This is a genomic window from Paenarthrobacter sp. PH39-S1 (assembly GCF_030063245.1).
In the GTDB taxonomy this organism is placed as follows: domain Bacteria; phylum Actinomycetota; class Actinomycetes; order Actinomycetales; family Micrococcaceae; genus Arthrobacter_M.
Genome location: NZ_JASISR010000002.1, coordinates 234237 through 251365, shown reverse-complemented (window position 1 = coordinate 251365; position 17129 = coordinate 234237). Strand labels below are relative to the sequence as shown.

16 protein-coding genes are annotated in these 17129 nt (G+C 65.1%); 15 read left to right on the top strand and 1 reads right to left on the bottom strand.

Annotation, left to right across the window (positions count from 1 at the left end; genetic code table 11):
* Positions 1–22: 22 nt before the first annotated feature.
* The 6 genes from QMG52_RS02445 to QMG52_RS02420 all read left to right on the top strand — a co-directional run bounded on the left by QMG52_RS02445 (position 23) and on the right by QMG52_RS02420 (position 6781).
* On the top strand, positions 23–2512 hold the full coding sequence (locus QMG52_RS02445; RefSeq protein WP_283558833.1) for an ATP-dependent Clp protease ATP-binding subunit: 2490 nt from the start codon (positions 23–25) through the stop codon (positions 2510–2512).
* Positions 2513–2678: 166 nt separating this feature from the next.
* Entirely contained in the window at positions 2679–2855 is a 177-nt protein-coding gene (locus QMG52_RS02440; protein ID WP_283558832.1) for a hypothetical protein, read from the top strand.
* Positions 2856–2864: 9 nt separating this feature from the next.
* On the top strand, positions 2865–3371 hold the full coding sequence (locus QMG52_RS02435) for an amino-acid N-acetyltransferase (RefSeq protein WP_283558831.1): 507 nt from the start codon (positions 2865–2867) through the stop codon (positions 3369–3371).
* A gap of 183 nt (positions 3372–3554) precedes the next feature.
* The gene (locus tag QMG52_RS02430; protein ID WP_283558830.1) at positions 3555–5327 is read left to right on the top strand and encodes a glycoside hydrolase family 15 protein; all 1773 of its coding nucleotides are present in this window, start codon (positions 3555–3557) and stop codon (positions 5325–5327) included.
* 63 nt (positions 5328–5390) lie between these two features.
* A complete protein-coding gene (locus tag QMG52_RS02425) occupies positions 5391–6404 on the top strand; it encodes an SDR family oxidoreductase (protein WP_283558829.1) in 1014 nt (337 codons plus the stop codon).
* Positions 6401–6781 (top strand): hypothetical protein, encoded by a 381-nt coding sequence (locus QMG52_RS02420; protein ID WP_283558828.1) that lies wholly within the window; start codon positions 6401–6403, stop codon positions 6779–6781. Before QMG52_RS02425 ends, QMG52_RS02420 begins: the two co-directional genes overlap by 4 nt.
* 7 nt (positions 6782–6788) lie before the next feature.
* Here the strand turns inward: QMG52_RS02420 and QMG52_RS02415 are convergent, their stop codons facing one another.
* Entirely contained in the window at positions 6789–7268 is a 480-nt protein-coding gene (locus QMG52_RS02415; protein ID WP_283558827.1) for a MarR family winged helix-turn-helix transcriptional regulator, read from the bottom strand.
* Positions 7269–7442: 174 nt separating this feature from the next.
* Here QMG52_RS02415 and QMG52_RS02410 point away from each other — a divergent pair, with 174 nt between their 5' ends.
* The 9 genes from QMG52_RS02410 to dhaK all read left to right on the top strand — a co-directional run bounded on the left by QMG52_RS02410 (position 7443) and on the right by dhaK (position 17122).
* Positions 7443–7901 carry a hypothetical protein gene (locus QMG52_RS02410; RefSeq protein ID WP_283558826.1) on the top strand — a complete coding sequence of 153 codons (459 nt, stop codon included), beginning with the start codon at positions 7443–7445 and terminating at the stop codon, positions 7899–7901.
* Positions 7898–8554, top strand: a complete 657-nt coding sequence (locus tag QMG52_RS02405) for a gluconate 2-dehydrogenase subunit 3 family protein (RefSeq protein WP_283558825.1) — start codon at positions 7898–7900, stop codon at positions 8552–8554. The genes QMG52_RS02410 and QMG52_RS02405 overlap by 4 nt, the downstream gene beginning before the upstream one ends.
* Positions 8554–10191, top strand: coding sequence for a GMC family oxidoreductase (locus QMG52_RS02400; RefSeq protein ID WP_283558824.1), 1638 nt, complete (start codon positions 8554–8556; stop codon positions 10189–10191). Before QMG52_RS02405 ends, QMG52_RS02400 begins: the two co-directional genes overlap by 1 nt.
* Before the next feature lie 78 nt (positions 10192–10269).
* Positions 10270–12063 (top strand): thiamine pyrophosphate-requiring protein, encoded by a 1794-nt coding sequence (locus QMG52_RS02395; protein WP_283558823.1) that lies wholly within the window; start codon positions 10270–10272, stop codon positions 12061–12063.
* 1 nt (position 12064) lies between these two features.
* Positions 12065–13186 carry an enolase C-terminal domain-like protein gene (locus tag QMG52_RS02390; RefSeq protein ID WP_283558822.1) on the top strand — a complete coding sequence of 374 codons (1122 nt, stop codon included), beginning with the start codon at positions 12065–12067 and terminating at the stop codon, positions 13184–13186.
* A 112-nt stretch (positions 13187–13298) separates the two neighbouring features.
* The gene (locus QMG52_RS02385; RefSeq protein WP_349361642.1) at positions 13299–14363 is read left to right on the top strand and encodes a dienelactone hydrolase family protein; all 1065 of its coding nucleotides are present in this window, start codon (positions 13299–13301) and stop codon (positions 14361–14363) included.
* A 68-nt stretch (positions 14364–14431) separates the two neighbouring features.
* Positions 14432–15568, top strand: coding sequence for an FUSC family protein (locus QMG52_RS02380; RefSeq protein WP_283558821.1), 1137 nt, complete (start codon positions 14432–14434; stop codon positions 15566–15568).
* Between the two features lie 142 nt (positions 15569–15710).
* The gene (locus QMG52_RS02375) at positions 15711–15887 is read left to right on the top strand and encodes a CsbD family protein (protein WP_283558867.1); all 177 of its coding nucleotides are present in this window, start codon (positions 15711–15713) and stop codon (positions 15885–15887) included.
* 233 nt (positions 15888–16120) lie between these two features.
* Positions 16121–17122, top strand: coding sequence for a dihydroxyacetone kinase subunit DhaK (dhaK, locus tag QMG52_RS02370; protein ID WP_283558820.1), 1002 nt, complete (start codon positions 16121–16123; stop codon positions 17120–17122).
* The last annotated feature ends 7 nt before the right edge of the window (positions 17123–17129 follow it).

Sequence of the window (17129 nt, the reverse complement as noted above, 5' to 3'; positions counted from 1 at the left end):
CAGTAGCTAGGAGTGTGGCGCAATGTTTGAGAGATTCACCGATCGAGCCCGACGTGTTGTCGTGCTGGCCCAAGAAGAGGCCCGCATGCTCAACCACAACTACATCGGCACCGAGCACATCCTGCTCGGTCTCATCCACGAGGGTGAAGGTGTTGCAGCAAAGGCACTTGAGTCGCTGAGCATTTCGCTTGATGGCGTGCGCGAGCAGGTCCAGGAGATCATAGGCCAGGGGCAGCAGGCGCCCAGCGGGCACATCCCGTTCACGCCGCGCGCCAAAAAAGTGCTGGAGCTTTCGCTGCGCGAGGCGCTGCAGCTCGGCCACAACTACATTGGCACCGAGCACATCCTGCTGGGGCTGATCCGTGAGGGCGAGGGCGTTGCCGCACAGGTGCTGGTGAAGCTCGGCGCGGACCTCAACCGGGTCCGGCAGCAGGTCATCCAGCTGCTCTCCGGCTATCAGGGCAAGGAACCCGTTGCCACCGGGGCCAGCCAGCAGGAGGGCACCCCCGCTGGTTCCGTCGTGCTGGATCAGTTCGGCCGCAATTTGACGCAGGCTGCACGCGAAAACAAACTTGACCCGGTGATCGGGCGCGAGCACGAGATGGAACGCGTCATGCAGGTCCTCTCCCGACGCACCAAGAACAACCCGGTGCTGATCGGCGAGCCCGGCGTCGGCAAGACCGCCGTCGTCGAAGGCCTCGCCCAGGCCATTGTCCGCGGAGACGTGCCGGAAACCATCAAGGACAAGCAGTTGTACACGCTTGATCTTGGCTCGCTGGTGGCCGGTTCACGCTACCGCGGTGACTTCGAAGAGCGCCTGAAGAAGGTCCTCAAGGAAATCCGGACCCGCGGCGACATCATCCTCTTCATCGACGAGATCCACACCCTCGTCGGCGCGGGCGCGGCGGAGGGAGCCATCGACGCGGCATCCATTCTGAAGCCGATGCTGGCCCGTGGCGAGCTGCAGACCATCGGCGCAACCACGCTGGATGAGTACCGCAAGCACATCGAGAAAGATGCCGCTCTGGAGCGCCGTTTCCAGCCCATTCAGGTGGCCGAACCGAATGTGGCTCTCGCGATCGAGATCCTCAAGGGCCTGCGTGACCGCTACGAGGCACATCACCGCGTCTCCATCACGGACGGCGCGCTGGCCGCGGCCGCAACGCTCTCCGAGCGCTACATCAGCGACCGGTTCCTGCCGGACAAGGCCATCGATCTGATCGATGAGGCCGGCGCGCGGCTGCGTATCCGGCGGATGACGGCGCCGCCGGAGCTGAAGATCATGGACGGACATATCGCGGAGATCAAGCGGGAGAAGGAATCCGCCATTGATGCCCAGGACTTCGAGGGCGCCGCCTCGCTGCGGGACAAGGAGCAGAAGCTCATTGCCGAGCGGGCGGAGAAGGAACGCAGATGGAAGTCCGGGGGGCTGGATGACATCTCCGAGGTCGACGAAGAATTGATCGCGGAGGTGCTGGCCAATTCAACCGGCATTCCGGTTTTCAAGCTCACCGAGGAAGAGTCGTCGCGCCTGCTGAAAATGGAAGACGAACTGCATAAGCGCGTGGTGGGCCAGGATGAGGCCATTAAGTCGATTTCGCAGGCCATCCGCCGTACGCGGGCCGGGCTCAAGGATCCGAAGCGTCCGGGCGGCTCGTTCATCTTCGCCGGTCCGACCGGCGTGGGTAAGACCGAGCTGGCCAAGGCTCTGGCGGAGTTCCTATTCGGCGACGATGACGCCCTGATCACGCTCGACATGTCCGAATACTCGGAGAAGCACACCGTGTCAAGGCTCTTCGGTGCCCCGCCAGGCTACGTCGGTTATGAAGAGGGTGGCCAGCTGACCGAAAAGGTCCGCCGCAGGCCGTTCTCCGTGGTTCTCTTCGACGAGGTTGAAAAGGCCCACTCGGACCTCTTCAACTCGCTGCTGCAGATTCTCGAGGACGGACGCCTGACTGACAGCCAGGGCCGGGTGGTGGACTTCAAGAACACCATCATCATCATGACCACTAATCTGGGTACCCGCGACATCTCCAAGAGCGTTGCCACGGGCTTCCAGTCCCTCACGGATACGCAGACGGGTTACAACCGGATGCGTGCACGGGTAACGGAGGAGCTCAAGCAGCACTTCCGACCCGAGTTCCTGAACCGCGTTGACGACGTGGTCGTCTTCCCGCAGCTGACGCAGAACGAGATCATCGAGATCGTCGATATGTTCGTCGCCAGGCTGGAAAAGCGCATGCAGGACAAGGACATGGGCATCGAGCTGACCAACGCGGCCAAGGTGCTGCTGGCCACCCGCGGCTACGACCCGGCCATGGGTGCACGTCCGCTGCGCCGCACCATCCAGCGCGAGATCGAGGATCAGCTCTCCGAGAAGATCCTTTTCGGCCGGATCAAGGCCGGCGATATCGTTGCCATCGACGTCGAAGGCGAGGGCGACGACGCCAAGTTCACGTTCGAAGGCATGGCCAAGCCGCGCGTCCCGGACGCACTGCCCGCGGGCGCCTAGCAGCACCAGCCGCTCCCGCGGAACACGGGCGAGTGTGGTGATCTGCCCGGACAGCGACGGCTGTCAGGGCAGATCACCACACTCACTTTTTTGCGCGCTGAGCCGTCACCGGTTCTGGTCATCCTTAGTCCGCTACCAGTGCAGCACCGCCGTCTGGGCGGTGTTTTTGCTCTCGATCCCGGTGGCTGTTTTCCAGCCGGCGCTCTCGGTGTATCTGTGGATTGCCATCCGGCCGGTATCTGCGATGCTTGGGCGGTTCCAGTGGAAGAAATTCGCCGCCGCTCAGACGCTGCTGTATGCCGCGGCGGACCGTGCCGGGAAGCCCGCAGCCGGGCAGCAGTAGGATTGCCCGGTGACCCCCGTAATAAATATCCGCCCCGCCCGCACCTCCGACGTCCCTGCCATCAAGGCGCTGGTTGCGCCGCTGGCGGATCAGCGGATCCTGGTGGCAAAGGAGACCGTGGCCTACTACGAGTCGCTGCAGGAGTTCCGGATCGCGGAGCACGACGGCGACGTCATCGGCTGCGGGGCCCTGCACGTCATGTGGGAGGACCTGGCCGAAATCCGCACGTTGGCAACCTCGTCCGCGTGGCGCGGCCGAGGGGTGGGCCACGCGCTGGCGGAGGAGCTGCTCGACGCCGCGGGGGAGCTGGGTGTCAGCCGGGTCTTCTGTTTGACCTTCGAGGTGGACTTCTTCGCCCGGCACGGCTTTACCGTGATGGCACAACAGGAGGCGGTCGGTCCTGGCGTGTACTCGGAGCTCCTGCGGTCCCAGGATGAGGGCGTGGCGGAATTCCTGGACCTGGCCCGGGTGAAGCCAAATACGCTGGGCAACACCCGAATGATCCGCATGCTGTAGGTTTTTTCGGGTACGCCCGGTTCCCGCACCCGGTTCCCGCGCCAAAAAAGTGCCGAACCCCGCGCCATCCCATTGCCCAACGCCGGACGAACGGCTGTCGCCGGCGGTCAGTGCTCCCTCTTTACGGAGTATTCACCGGATTTTCATTGCGCTTGCGCAATCATTGCCCTTAAGCTCATCAGTATGCTGACGAGTTTGCCGGGAGAGTTCCCCCCGCATGTGCTGCGGGAGTACGCGATGCTCGCGGACGGCGCCCGCGGCGCCCTGATCGGCCCGCGCGGCGACGTGGTCTGGATGTGTGCACCCCCGTGGCATGACGACGCGGTATTCTCGACTTTGCTCGGAGGCGCCGGAAACTTTGCCGTCACCCCGACTGATCCGCACTCCGTCTGGGGAGGTCAGTACGAAGACGGGACCCTGGTTTGGCGCAGCCGATGGATCACCAGGACGGGAATTATTGAATGTCGGGAGGCATTGGCCTACCCCGGCGATCCCGACAGAGCCGTGCTGCTGCGCCGAATCCGCGCCGTGTCAGGGCAGGCCGCTGTGCGGATGACCCTGGACGCCCGGGCGAATTTTGGCCGGCACAAGATGAGCAGGCTGTCCTGCGAAGACGGTTTCTGGACCGCAAAGACAGGGGCACTGCGGGTGCGGCTCAGTGGTGCCGCGGAGGCGAAGGTGGTGAACGGCGCGCTGGAGCTTTACCTGGAGTTACCCGAGGGCGACCAGCATGACCTGGTGCTGGAGATCTCCGGGCGGGAGCTGCCGGCAGCGGTTGCCTTGGCCGACGCGTCGTGGAGTGCCACCGAAAACGCGTGGCAGCAGGGCGTGCCCAAGTTCAAAAATACCATCGCCGCGGACGACGCGCGCCAGTCCTACGCCGTACTGTGCGGCATGACTGGATCAAGCGGGGCCATGGTGGCCGCCTCAACCATGGGGCTTCCGGAGCGTGCAGAGCAGAAGCGCAATTACGACTACCGGTACGCCTGGATCAGGGACCAGTGCTTTGTCGGGCAGGCTGTGGCGGCGTGTGGTGAATTCCCTCTCCTGGATGCCGCCGTGCGCTTCGTGGCCGGCCGGCTGCTGGAGGACGGCCGAAACCTCAAGCCGGCCTACACCGTGAACGGCGGCAGCGTTCCCAATGAGTGGGATGTCGGCCTGCCGGGTTACCCGGGGGGATCGAGCACAGCCGGGAACTGGGTCAACGATCAATTCCAGCTGGACGCTTTCGGTGAGTCGTTGCTGCTGTTCGCCTCGGCGGCGCAGAACGACAGGCTCAATGTGGAGCATTGGAAGGCAGCCGAGGTATGCGCCGAGGCCATTATGGACCGCTGGCAGGAGCCGGATGCAGGAATCTGGGAACTGACCAACGCCAAGTGGGCGCATTCGCGTTTGATTTGTGCCGCTGGTCTGCGTGCCATCGGCCGAAACGCTCCGCCGGCGCAAGGATCGAAGTGGACCTCACAAGCAGACGCCTTGGTGACCGACGTCACCAAGGACTGCCTGCATCCGTCCGGGCGCTGGCAGCGTGCTCCCCATGACGCACGGGTGGACGCGGCACTGCTGCTGCCCGTCATCCGCGGCGCGCTGCCGCCGGAGGACCCACGGTCGGTGGCCACGTTAGAAGCCATCCACGATGACCTGGCCGACGATGGGTACCTGTACCGGTTCAGCCAGGACGGCCGGCCGTTGGCGCAGGCTGAGGGTGCATTCCTGCTGTGCGGGTTTGACATGGCCATGGCACTGCATCAAAGCGGAAAAATCACCGAGGCTGCCCGCTGGTTTGAAAGGAACCGGGCGGCCTGCGGATCGCCGGGTCTGTTTACAGAGGAGTACGACATTGAACAGCGACAGTTGCGCGGCAATTTTCCGCAGGCCTTCGTCCACGCCGCGATGCTGGAAACGGCCCGCAGGCTGGCCGACGACCCACCTCCGTGGCAGGGCCGGCGTGCCTGATCTGCAGCACCAGCGTCGGCCATGCCGCCCGGTGAGGTACCGGGAACGTCAGAAGGAGCATTCATGAAAAGCACCAGCAAGCAGGTCGTCGTCGTCACCGGCGCCAGTGGCGGAATCGGCCGGGCGACGGCTATTGGTTTTGCCAGGCGTGGAGCATCAGTGGCACTACTGGCCCGCGGAGGCGCGGGACTGGAGGGCGCGGCGAAGGAGGTTGAGTCGGCCGGGGGCCGCGCACTGACCATATCCGTGGATACCTCCGACCATGCGGCCCTGGATGCCGCGGCAACGCGGGTGGAGCAGGAGCTTGGTCCGATCGACATCTGGATCAACGTGGCCTTTACCTCCGTCTTCGCGCCCTTCACCGAGATTAAGCCCGAGGAGTTCAAACGCGTCACCGACGTCAGCTATCTGGGCTACGTATATGGCACCATGATCGCGCTGAAGCGGATGAAACCGCGCAACCACGGCACCATAGTGCAGGTGGGATCCGCGCTCGCGTACCGCGGGATCCCGCTGCAATCCGCCTATTGCGGAGCGAAGCACGCCATTCAGGGATTCAATGAGTCGCTGCGCTGTGAACTGCTGCACGAGGGCAGCGGCGTTAGGAACACCATGGTGCAGATGCCGGCGGTCAATACGCCGCAGTTCGGCTGGGTGCTGTCCCGGCTGCCCAAGAAAGCCCAGCCGGTCCCGCCGATCTACCAGCCGGAGGTTGCCGCCCGCGGTGTGCTGTACGCCGCGGACCATCCGCGCCGCCGCGAGTACTGGGTGGGCGGCAGCACGATGGCAACCCTGGCCGCCAACGCCATTGTCCCCGGACTGCTGGACCTGTACCTGGCGCGCACCGGCTTCAGTTCCCAGCAGACGCCGCAGGACCGGGATCCGGACCAGCCGGTGAATCTGTGGGAACCGGCCGACGTCGACCACGACTTTGGCACGCACGGCACCTTCGACGGCCGGTCCAAGCCCCAAAGCAAGCAACTGTGGGCCTCACAGCATCACGGTCTGTTGGGGGCAACGGCGGCGGGTCTGCTGGCCGGGGGCGCCACACTGCTGGGCCGCCTGGTACGGCGATGAGGTGGCTGGAACCCGTCCGCGCCGGCTACGGACTCTGTCAGCTGGTCTTTCCGGACGTCATCCCGGGTCTGCTGCTCCGGCACCGGCTCGACGACCGGGCAGCCGCGGTGGTTCGGGTGCTGGGCTTGCGACACGTGCTGCAGGCAATCGTCGTCGGTCTGGCACCCCTCGCGCCGGCGCTGCACCGCTGCGGCGCGGTGGTGGACGGACTGCACTCGGCCAGCATGTTCGTGCTGGGGGCCGTGGATGCCCGGCGCCGGCGCGCGGCCCTTTCCGACGCCGTCGTCGCCGGTCTGTTCTTCGCCGCCGAACTGCGGTCCGGAAGAACGGACCGTGCGATGCCGGCGCATCCATCACGGCAGGGTCCGGTGACGTAATGGCTGCTCAGTCGCCGGCCCGAAGCGCGAACCGCCCATCCTCCGTACCGTCCTCTCCGGCGGAACGGGCAAAGGCATCCAGCGCTGCGGCCAGAGACGCGCGCGCCCGGGTCGGAAGCCGGCCGACGACGGCGGCAATGGCCGTCCGGCGGTGGTCCATGACCTGTTCCACCAACTGCCGGCCCCGGGCGCTGAGCACAAGTTTCAGGAACCGCCTGTCCTGCGGATCGTCGGCGCGTTCGATCAGGCCGGCATTGACCAGACGCTCGCAGATCCGCGTGGCATTGGAGGGATGGACCCCAAGATCGGCCGCCACCGCCCCCAAATGCTGCGGGCCGTGCGTGGCAATGAGGACCAGCACCCGCAACTGCGGCGTCGTGACGACATCCTCCACCTCGGCCACTGACTGGGCGACTACGGCCAGCAGCACGCTGGCGGCGCGCATCACGGCCTCCACCTGTCCCGCATCCACTGGATCTGCACCCACTGGACCTGCAGTGGGTAGGGGCTGCGCGGGCTGGGTGCCTTCTTCCGGCGGGTTTGAACCGTTCACACCATCGAGTATCCGTCCATCAATTGCGCAATTGCAATAATTGCGCATCCGCTGCTATTGCCGGCCGTTTGTTCCGGCAACGGCGCATACGAAACGGAAGGTCAACCAATGAAACAACCGAGCGCTACCGCGAAGGCCGTCTACGGCATCGACCGGATGGTCCGCAACGTCGAAACGGGGCGCTTTGAGCGTTCCCTCGCCGCCCTGACGGCGATCGGTTCCGTTGTCACCGCGGCGGAGATTTTCTTTGAACACGACAAGGCGAGTTTCGGCAACAAACTGATGTGGATCCCGGTGGCGCTTGGACCGGTCGGAGCTGCTGCCGGGATTGCAGGCGTCTTCAGCCAGCGGATGGCCAAGACGGCACTGCCCATTGCTTCGGCGGCGATCGTGGCCAATGGGCTGCAGGGAACGTATCTGCATGCCCGCGGCATCGCCCAAAAACCGGGGGGATTTTCCAATCTGCGCTACAACATGGAGATGGGGCCGCCGCTGCTGGCACCGTTGCTCGTAACTGTGGTAGGCGGTATGGGGCTGCTCGCGGCGGTTCTGCGGAGGGAAAAGTGACCGCGCTGCCGTTGCAACCGGCGTCCGGCGGAGGCCGGTTCCCAGGGTTCAGCACCGCCTCGCAGGCCAGACACTGGGACGAGGCGACCGCCGCCGTCGTGATCGCACGGTTGGGACTTCCGCAGGACCTGCGGTACTTCACCCCGGTGGAGGAAGCCGCCGCCCGCGCCTTGTTTGATCAGCTCCTCGATCAGCGCGAGGATCCCCGGGTGCCGATCGTGAACATGGTGGATGCGCGGCTGGCTGAAGACCAAACCGACGGCTGGCACTATGACGGGATGAAGCCGGACGGGGAGTCCTGGCGCGCTTCACTGTCCGCACTCGATGAAGACGCTTTTTCCCGGCACGGCGTTTCCTTTTGTCAGGTCCACTGGGACGCTCAGACCGCCATCCTGACGAACATTCAGGACGCGGCTCAGTGGCATGAGTTCTCCGGCGCGCACATCTGGAGCCTGTGGACCCGCTACGCCTGCACGGCCTTTTATTCGCACCCGGCGGCGTGGGACGAAATCGGCTTCGCAGGGCCGGCCTATCCCCGCGGCTACAAGAACCTGGGGCTGGATTCACGTGAACCCTTTGAGGTTGCCGACGTGCGGCCGCAGCAGGATCCGTTGAGGCCTCAATTCGCCCCCGGAGCGGAGGAGGAGGACTGATGGCGTCCGTACGCGACCGAAACGCCTCGGCCTGGCTGTTGCCCGCCGGCCCGGGTGGCAACCATGCGCTGCGCAATGACATGAGGCATTTCGAGGACGACGACGAGGTGGACATCGTGATCATCGGTTGTGGCGCCGGGGGCTCCACCCTGCTGCAGCGCCTGGCCCGCGCCGGCTGGCGCGCCGTCGCCCTGGATGCCGGTCCGTTTTGGGATCCGGAGAAGGACTGGGTCAGCGACGAAGCGGGCTCGCATCATCTGTACTGGACCGAACCTCGGGTCATCTCGGGGAAAGATCCCGTGCCGCTGGGCTCCAATAACTCCGGCCGGGGAGTGGGTGGATCCATGGTGCACTATGCCGGCTACACCCCGCGTTTCCATCCCAGCGACTTCCAGACCCTGAGCCAGGACGGTGTTGGCGCCGACTGGCCGCTGGCATACCACGAACTGAAGCCGTTTTACGAGGACATCGAAGGCGAACTGCCGGTCGCCGGGGAGCGTTGGCCGTGGGGCGACCCCCATTCCTACCCGCACCGCCCGCATCCGGTGTCCGGCAACGGCGAGCTGTTCCTGCGCGGCGCGCTGGCCACTGGCATCACCGCCAAGGTAGGTCCGGTTGCCATCTCCAACGGGCGCTTCGGCAACCGGCCGCACTGCATCTACCGGGGATTCTGCCTGCAGGGCTGCAAGGTCAATGCAAAGGCATCGCCGCTGATCACGCACATACCCGACGCCATGGACCACGGCGCGGAGGTGCGTCCGGACTCGATGGTGACGCGCGTCGCGGTCGACGATGCTACCGGGCGGGCAACCGGAGTGCACTACTTCCGCCACGGCCAGGAGCGCTTCCAGCGCGCCAGCATGGTCGCAGTCGCCGGTTACAGCATTGAAACGCCGAGGCTGCTGCTGAATTCGGTGTCCAAGCACTTCCCGGACGGACTGTGCAATAACTTCGACCAGGTGGGCCGGTACCTGATGGTGCAGGGGGCGCCGCAGACCGCCGGCCGGTTCGAGTCCGAGGTCCGAATGTGGAAGGCACCGCCGCCGGAAGTCAGTTCTGAGCAGTTCTACGAAACGGACCCGACCAAACCCTACAAGCGCGGATTCTCGATCCAGACCGTCTCCCCGCTGCCGATCACCTGGGCCGAGCACGTGACCGCGCAGGGACACTGGGGCGCCGGACTGCGCAAATACATGAGTGACTATGTGCACTGGGCCTGTCTGGGAGCATTATGCGAATTCCTGCCGCTGGCCGGCAACCGGGTCACGCTTTCGGGCGAAAAGGACCGCCGCGGTATGCCGGTGGCCAATTTCAGTTATTCCCAGTGTGAGAACGACGGTCAGCTGATGACGGCCGCGCAATCGGCGATGGAGAAGATCCTGCATGCCGCCGGCGCCGACGAGGTCATCACCATCCAGCGGTACGCGCACCTGGTGGGCGGAGCGCGGATGGCCTCCGGCGAAAGATCCGGGGTGGTGGACGCCGACTGCCGCTCGTTCGCGGTGCCGAACCTGCTCATCACCGACGGCAGCGTGCTTCCCACCCAGGGCAGTGCAAACCCGGCGCTGACCATCATGGCGCTGACTGCCCGTGCCGCGGAAAAGCTGATTGCCAGAACACCTCAGCGGAGCCGCTGAAACCCATGCCCCTGCCTAAAGAGTTGTCCAAGAATAACCGGGCAGGAATAGTTGAGAACCGATAAAGGAGGAAACAAAATGGCAAAAGAACTGGTTGCAGACTACCTGTTGAACCGTCTGCGGGAGTGGGACGTGGACAAGGTCTTCGCGTTTCCCGGTGACGGGATTAATGGGATTGTCGCCGCGTTTGGCCGGGCTGAAAACCAGCCCAAGTTTGTGCAGGCCCGGCATGAGGAAATGGCCGCCTTCGAAGCTGTCGGTTATGCGAAGTTCACCGGCCGGGTGGGAGTCTGCCTGGCCACCTCGGGCCCAGGCGCGATCCACCTGCTCAACGGACTCTACGACGCCAAATTGGATCACGTTCCGGTGGTCGCCATTGTCGGGCAGACGGCACAGAGCGCGATGGGGGGTTCATACCAGCAGGAAGTGGATCTGCTCACCCTTTACAAGGACGTCGCCAGCGATTACGTCCAGATGGTCACGGTACCCGAGCAGCTGCCCAACGTGCTGGACCGCGCCATCCGGATCGCCACGGCCAACCGCACCGTGACCGCCATCATCATTCCTTCGGATGTGCAGGAACTTCAGTATTCGGCACCGACGCACGCATTCAAAATGGTCCCCTCAAGCGTAGGGATCGTGTGGCCGACCGTTTCCCCCGATGACGCCGCAGTCCGGAAGGCCGCGGCACTGCTCAACGGCGGCACGAAGGTGGCCATGTTGATCGGGCATGGCGCACGGGAGGCGCGGAAGGAAGTGGAACAGGTTGCCGAACTCCTCGGCGCCGGCGTTGCCAAAGCACTGCTCGGCAAGGATTCCGTGTCCGACGAGCAGCCCTACGTGACCGGCTCCATCGGATTGTTGGGAACACGGCCCAGCTACGAGATGATGATGGCTTGTGACACGTTGCTGACCGTCGGCTCGAGCTTTCCGTACACCCAGTTCATGCCTGAATCCGGGCAGGCCCGCGGCGTCCAGATCGATCTGGACCCTAAAATGATCGGCATGCGGTACCCGTATGAACTGAACATCGTGGGCGACGCCGCGGCCACGTTGCGCGCGCTGATACCGCTGCTGGAACGCAAGGAAGACCGCGGCTGGCGGGAAACAATAGAATCGAATGTGGCCCGCTGGTGGGAGACCATGAGCGACGAGGCCATGGTGGATGCTGATCCAATCAACCCGCAGCGGCTGTTCCACGAACTGTCCCCGCTGCTCCCGGACAACGCGATGGTGACGGCGGATTCGGGATCTTCGGCGGACTGGTACGCCCGGCAGCTCAAATTCCGTGGCGCCATGCGCGGCTCGCTTTCCGGGAACCTGGCGACCATGGGTCCTGGCGTCCCCTACGCCATTGGAGCCAAGTTCGGCTGCCCGGAGCGGCCGGCCATCGCGTTCGTGGGCGACGGCGCCATGCAGATGAACGGGTTGGCAGAGCTGATCACCATCAAGCGCTACTGGCAGGAATGGTCGGACCCGCGCCTGATCGTTGCAGTGCTGCACAACAATGACCTCAACCAGGTCACCTGGGAACTTCGGGCAATGGGTGGCAGCCCGAAGTTCACCGAATCCCAATCCCTGCCGGACGTCGACTACGCCGCCTTCGCGCAAAGCCTCGGACTGCAGGGAATCGTGGTTACGTCGCCCGACGCGGTTGCCGGCGCGTGGGCCAAGGCCCTCGCCGCGGACCGGCCGACGGTCCTTGACTTCCACGTTGACCCCGACGTCCCGCCGATCCCGCCGCACGCAACGTTCGCCGAGGCCAAGGCCTCTGCCAAGGCAATGCTCAGCGGCGATCCGGATGCCTGGGGAATCGTCAAGGAAGGCGTCAAAACCAAGCTGCAGGAATTCCTGCCGCACAAGGAGGGCTAACATGGCCACCGGCGCAGCGTGGGCCGATCCCGCCATCACCGGGCTCGAGGCGGCGGTCTACGAGGTGCCAACCGACGCCCCGGAGGCCGATGGCACCTTTGCCTGGGATTCCACCACCGTTGTCCTGGTCCGGGTCCAGGCAGGCGGCTGTGAGGGGTTGGGCTGGACATATGCCCCGGCCGGATGCGCCCAGCTGATCACCGGACTGCTGGCCCCCGTGGTAACGGGCCGGGCCGCCTTTGACACCGGTGCCTGTGCCCTTGCCATGCTGCAGGCAGTGCGCAACGCAAACCGTTCAGGCGCCGTCGGCTACGCGATTTCCGCCGTCGACTGCGCCTTGTGGGACCTGAAGGCCCGGCTCCTGGACGTACCGCTGCATCGGCTGCTCGGAGCCGTCCGCGATCGGGTTGACATCTATGGAAGCGGCGGGTTTACCAGCTATTCCAGTGCCCAGTTGGAACAGCAGCTTTCCGGTTGGGTGGAACGGGAGAACATTCCGCGGGTGAAAATCAAGATCGGACAGGATCGCGGGACCAACATCTTCAGGGACCGCGAGCGGATGCGCCAGACCCGGCGCATCATAGGCGACGACGTTGAGCTGTTCGTCGATGCCAACGGCGCCTATACAGCCAAACAAGCTATCCGGCTGCTGCAATCCACACCCGAGCTGGGTGTGGTGTGGTTTGAGGAGCCGGTATCCTCGGATGATCTTGCCGGGCTGCGGCACGTCCGTGCAGTGGTCAGCGCGGACGTGGCCGCCGGGGAGTACGGCACCGATCTGTACTACTTCCTGCGGATGTGCCAGGCGGAGGCGGTCGATTGTCTGCAGCTGGATGTCTCGCGCTGCGGCGGCATCACCGAATGGCAGCGGATCGCCGCGCTCGCGGCCGCGCACGGGCTGCAGGTGTCCGGCCATTGTGCCCCGCATCTGAGCGTCCACGTGGCCGCCGCAACCCAGAATTTCCGGCATCTGGAGTGGTTCCACGATCATGTCCGGATCGAACGGATGTTTTTCGACGGCACCTTGGATGCGCAAGGTGGCGCGCTCGTCCCGGACAGTGCGGCCCCGGGTAACGGCCTGACCCTGCGGACGGCCGATATCGCAGACTTCCGGACGCGGTGAATCAGCGGGCGGGCCGGATCAGCGGGCGGATGAATTGGAAACGGAACAGGCCTAATCTGAGATAACGGTGCGGTTCGGCTGTAGGACAACAAGGCTTAGGAAGAGGGCCCAAATGGGCAATGGACAGGAAGCTCAACATAATATTGCGCGGCAGCTGGCCATCCTGGAGGTGATCGCACAGGCGGACGGTGCCGACCCCGGCACTATTGCCGGGCGGCTGCGGGAGGCCTTTGCCCGGCGTGGCGTCCCACCGGCACCGGACATCTGGCTGGCGATGGTGTCGCGGGACGCCTCCGTGGGTACCGCCTACATCGTGAGCCGCGAGGCGATGCTGGAGGCGGAGCGCAGGATCGCTGATTCGCGTCCAGCCGGAAGCCCCGTTTCCGTCCCTGCGATGACGGGAACGGCGGAAACGCAGCCGGCCGTCCGCAGGATCGTGATTCCTTCCCTGTTGGAGGACCAGAGTCCACGACTGCAGGGCTATCTGGCAACCCCGACCGGGGACGGACCATGGCCGGCCGTGGTGATGCTGCACGAGGCGTTCGCCATCGATGACGTCATGCTGCGGCAGGTGGCACGAATGGCAGCCGCGGGCTATCTGGTGTTGATGCCGGATCTGTTCAGCGCCGGCGGCCCCCGGCGTTGCCTCAGCGCGACCTTCCGGGCACTGAGATCCGGGCGCGGCAGGGCGTTTGCGGATATTGAAGCCGCCCGCAGAGTGCTGCTGGACCGCTCGGACTGCACCGGCACCGTCGGCGTCCTCGGTTTCTGCATGGGCGGCGGGTTCGCGCTGGTCTCGGCGTCGCGCGGGTTCGGCGCCGCGTCGGTCAACTATGGAGCGATTCCCAAGGATGTTGCAGAGGTGCTGGAAGGCGCCTGCCCGGTGGTGGCCAGCTACGGCGGAAAGGACCGCGTGCTGGCTGGCTCCGTTCCGAGGCTGGAGGCCGCTCTGACCGCCCGCTCGATCACCCATGACGTTAAAACATATCCGGGGGCGGGACACTGCTTTCTCAACGATGCCCCCTCCGGCCCGGCGCTGCTGCAGCCGGTGCTCAAGCTGGTGCTGGGCGCGGGACCGGATCCCGAAGCCGCGGCCGACGCCTGGCAGCGGATTGAGGAATTCTTCCGCGCGCATCTGGGGCCACCACGGTCCGCAGCTCAGACGGCCCATGACTGAAGCGCCGGTGCTGCATTCCGGCCGCCCGTTCTAGGCGCCCGTCCGGGTGCTGCTGCCATACTGGACCGATGCCTGACATCTCCACCGCAGCAACATCCCGCCGCGTCCGCGATCTTGCCAAGGCGGTGCTGTCGCCCGTCCGGCTTCAGTTGGCCGGGAAGGCCGCGCTCGCCGCCGGGCTCGCGTGGTATGTCGCACCTTTCATGCCGGGGTCGGCACCGGAATACGCCTATTACGCGCCGTTCGGCGCGCTGATCAGCATGTACCCCACCGTGGCAGGGTCCGCCAGGCAGGGACTGCAGAGCCTCATCGGGCTGCTGATCGGCATAATCCTGGCCTTTGGCCTGACGGTTTTCGGCCATCCGATGCCGTGGACGGTAGGGGTCGTCATCGGGATCGGCGTGCTGCTGGCAGGAATTCCCCGGCTCGGCGCGGGCCGGGACTGGATTCCCATGGCCGCACTCTTTGTGCTGGTGATCGGGGGGTCCGATGTCGTGGACTTTTCCTTCGGATACCTGCTGCAGACAGGTGTCGGTGTGGTCATTGGGCTGCTGGTGAATCTGCTTATTTTCCCGCCCCTGCGCCTCAACGCGGCCGCGGCAAGCCTGGATCAGCACCGGATGGCGCTGGCCGGCCAGCTTGAAGACATGGGCGCGGCGCTGACGGAGACCTGGCCGCCGGACCATGAGGACTGGTCCAGGCGCAGCGACCGTTTGGCCGAGGCCGCCCACGGTGTCCGGCAGGCCGTGTCCGACGCCGATCTGAGCCGGCAGATTAACCCGCGCCGGCGGTTCCACGACCGCGACGTTGGCGCGGACTATGACCGCGTCCGCGCCCTGGAGCGAGTCACCTTCCATGTCCAGGACATCACCGAGGTGCTCGCCGATGCTATTTGGGGAACCCCGGAACTGACTCCGGTCCCGGCGGAGCTGTGCACGCCATTGAGCGGTGCGCTGAGGGCTGCCGGCTCGCTGCTGCGCACGTGGTATGAGGTCGACGCTGACGAGGCTCTGGAGGAGGCGGAAGCCGCGCTGGAGGACGTGTCCGGACGCTATCATCGGCTGGGTTCACCGCAGAAGCCAGTGGGTGTGGCGGCGTCCGTGACCATGAGCCTGCACCGTATCCTGCGGGTCGTCCGGGCAACGAGGCCGGCTGCCGGCGCTTCCCGGGTGGCTGAGGGCACACCGGGAAGCTCTCCTCAATGAGCTCCCGCAATTCCATCGAATGCTTCGCATGCTTACCTTTACCGTCAAAACCTGCTTAGAATGAAAGAGCTTGGTGTCGTACTCGGCACACCGGATCCGCTGGCGGAACCGGACATCGTCTACATCGAAAGTGAGCGCGATAATGGGACTAGGCGACAAGATTAAGAATGAAGCAGAGCACCTTGGCGGCAAGGCCAAGGAGACCGCGGGCGACGCCACGAACAATGACGATCTGAAGGCCGAGGGCATGAAGGATCAGGTAAGTGCGGACGCGAAGAAGGTCGGAGAGAACGTCAAGGACGAGTTCAAGAAGGACTAGGCCTGCGGCCGCGCGACAGGCGCGGGAGGTTAACCCTGCCGGTTATTGGCGGCCGGGTTAAAGTGCGACGACGGCGGGTCCCGGATGGGGGCCCGCCGCCGTGCGCTCCGGTACGGACCCCCGGCCCTGCCCAACGGATCTACCCAAGGTCTGCGGTGGCAGGTAGGGTTCAAGAACGGCCATCCTCGGCAACGCCGGGAGGGTGACCGCCGGAGCCAGCGAGGAGTCCCGCAATGAAGAAGCTCATAAATGACCCGAAAGCCGTGGTCGTCGAATCCGTCGAGGGTTTCGGCCTCGCCCACGCCGATCTGGTCACGGTTCATCCGGATCCCATCTTTATTATGCGCAAGGATGCGCCCGTGGCGGGCAAGGTGGGGCTGGTCTCCGGCGGCGGAAGCGGCCATGAGCCGCTGCACGCCGGCTACGTGGGGACCGGGATGCTGGACGCCGCCGTACCTGGAGCGGTCTTCACCTCCCCCACACCGGACCAGATACTTCCGGCGACCCTGGCGGTGAACTCCGGCGCCGGCGTCGTCCACATAGTCAAGAATTACACCGGTGACGTGCTCAACTTTGAAATGGCCGCGGAGCTGGCCCAGGCCGAAGGCGTGGACGTGCGCACGGTGCTGGTCAATGATGACGTCGCCGTGGAGGACTCGCTGTATACGGCGGGGCGCCGCGGCGTGGGAGGCACGGTGTTGGTCGAGAAGATCGCCGGGGCAGCGGCCGAGCGCGGGGATGCGCTGGACGCGGTTGCCGGCGTCGGCCAGCGCGTCAACGCCAATGTGCGCACCATGGGCGTGGCCCTGGCCGCGTGCACCGTACCGCACGCCGGTGTGCCGAGCTTTGAGCTTTCCGACAGCGAGATTGAAATCGGGATCGGCATACACGGGGAACCGGGGCGCCACCGGATCCCGATGGAAAACGCCGACGGCATCACGGACCGGCTGCTGGAACCGGTGTTGGCGGATCTCAAACTCAGCCGGGGCGAAAAGGTGCTGCTGTTCGTCAATGGAATGGGGGGCACACCGCTGAGCGAGCTCTACATCGTTTTCCGGCATGCGGTGAAAGTGCTCGGCGAAGCGGGCCTGAGTGTGGAGCGTTCACTGGTGGGCAATTACATCACTGCCCTTGAAATGCAGGGCTGTTCCATCTCCGTCCTGCACCTCGATGACGAGATGACGGAATTGTGGGACGCACCTGTCCATACCGCCGCCCTGCGCTGGGGGGCCTGAAGGATGG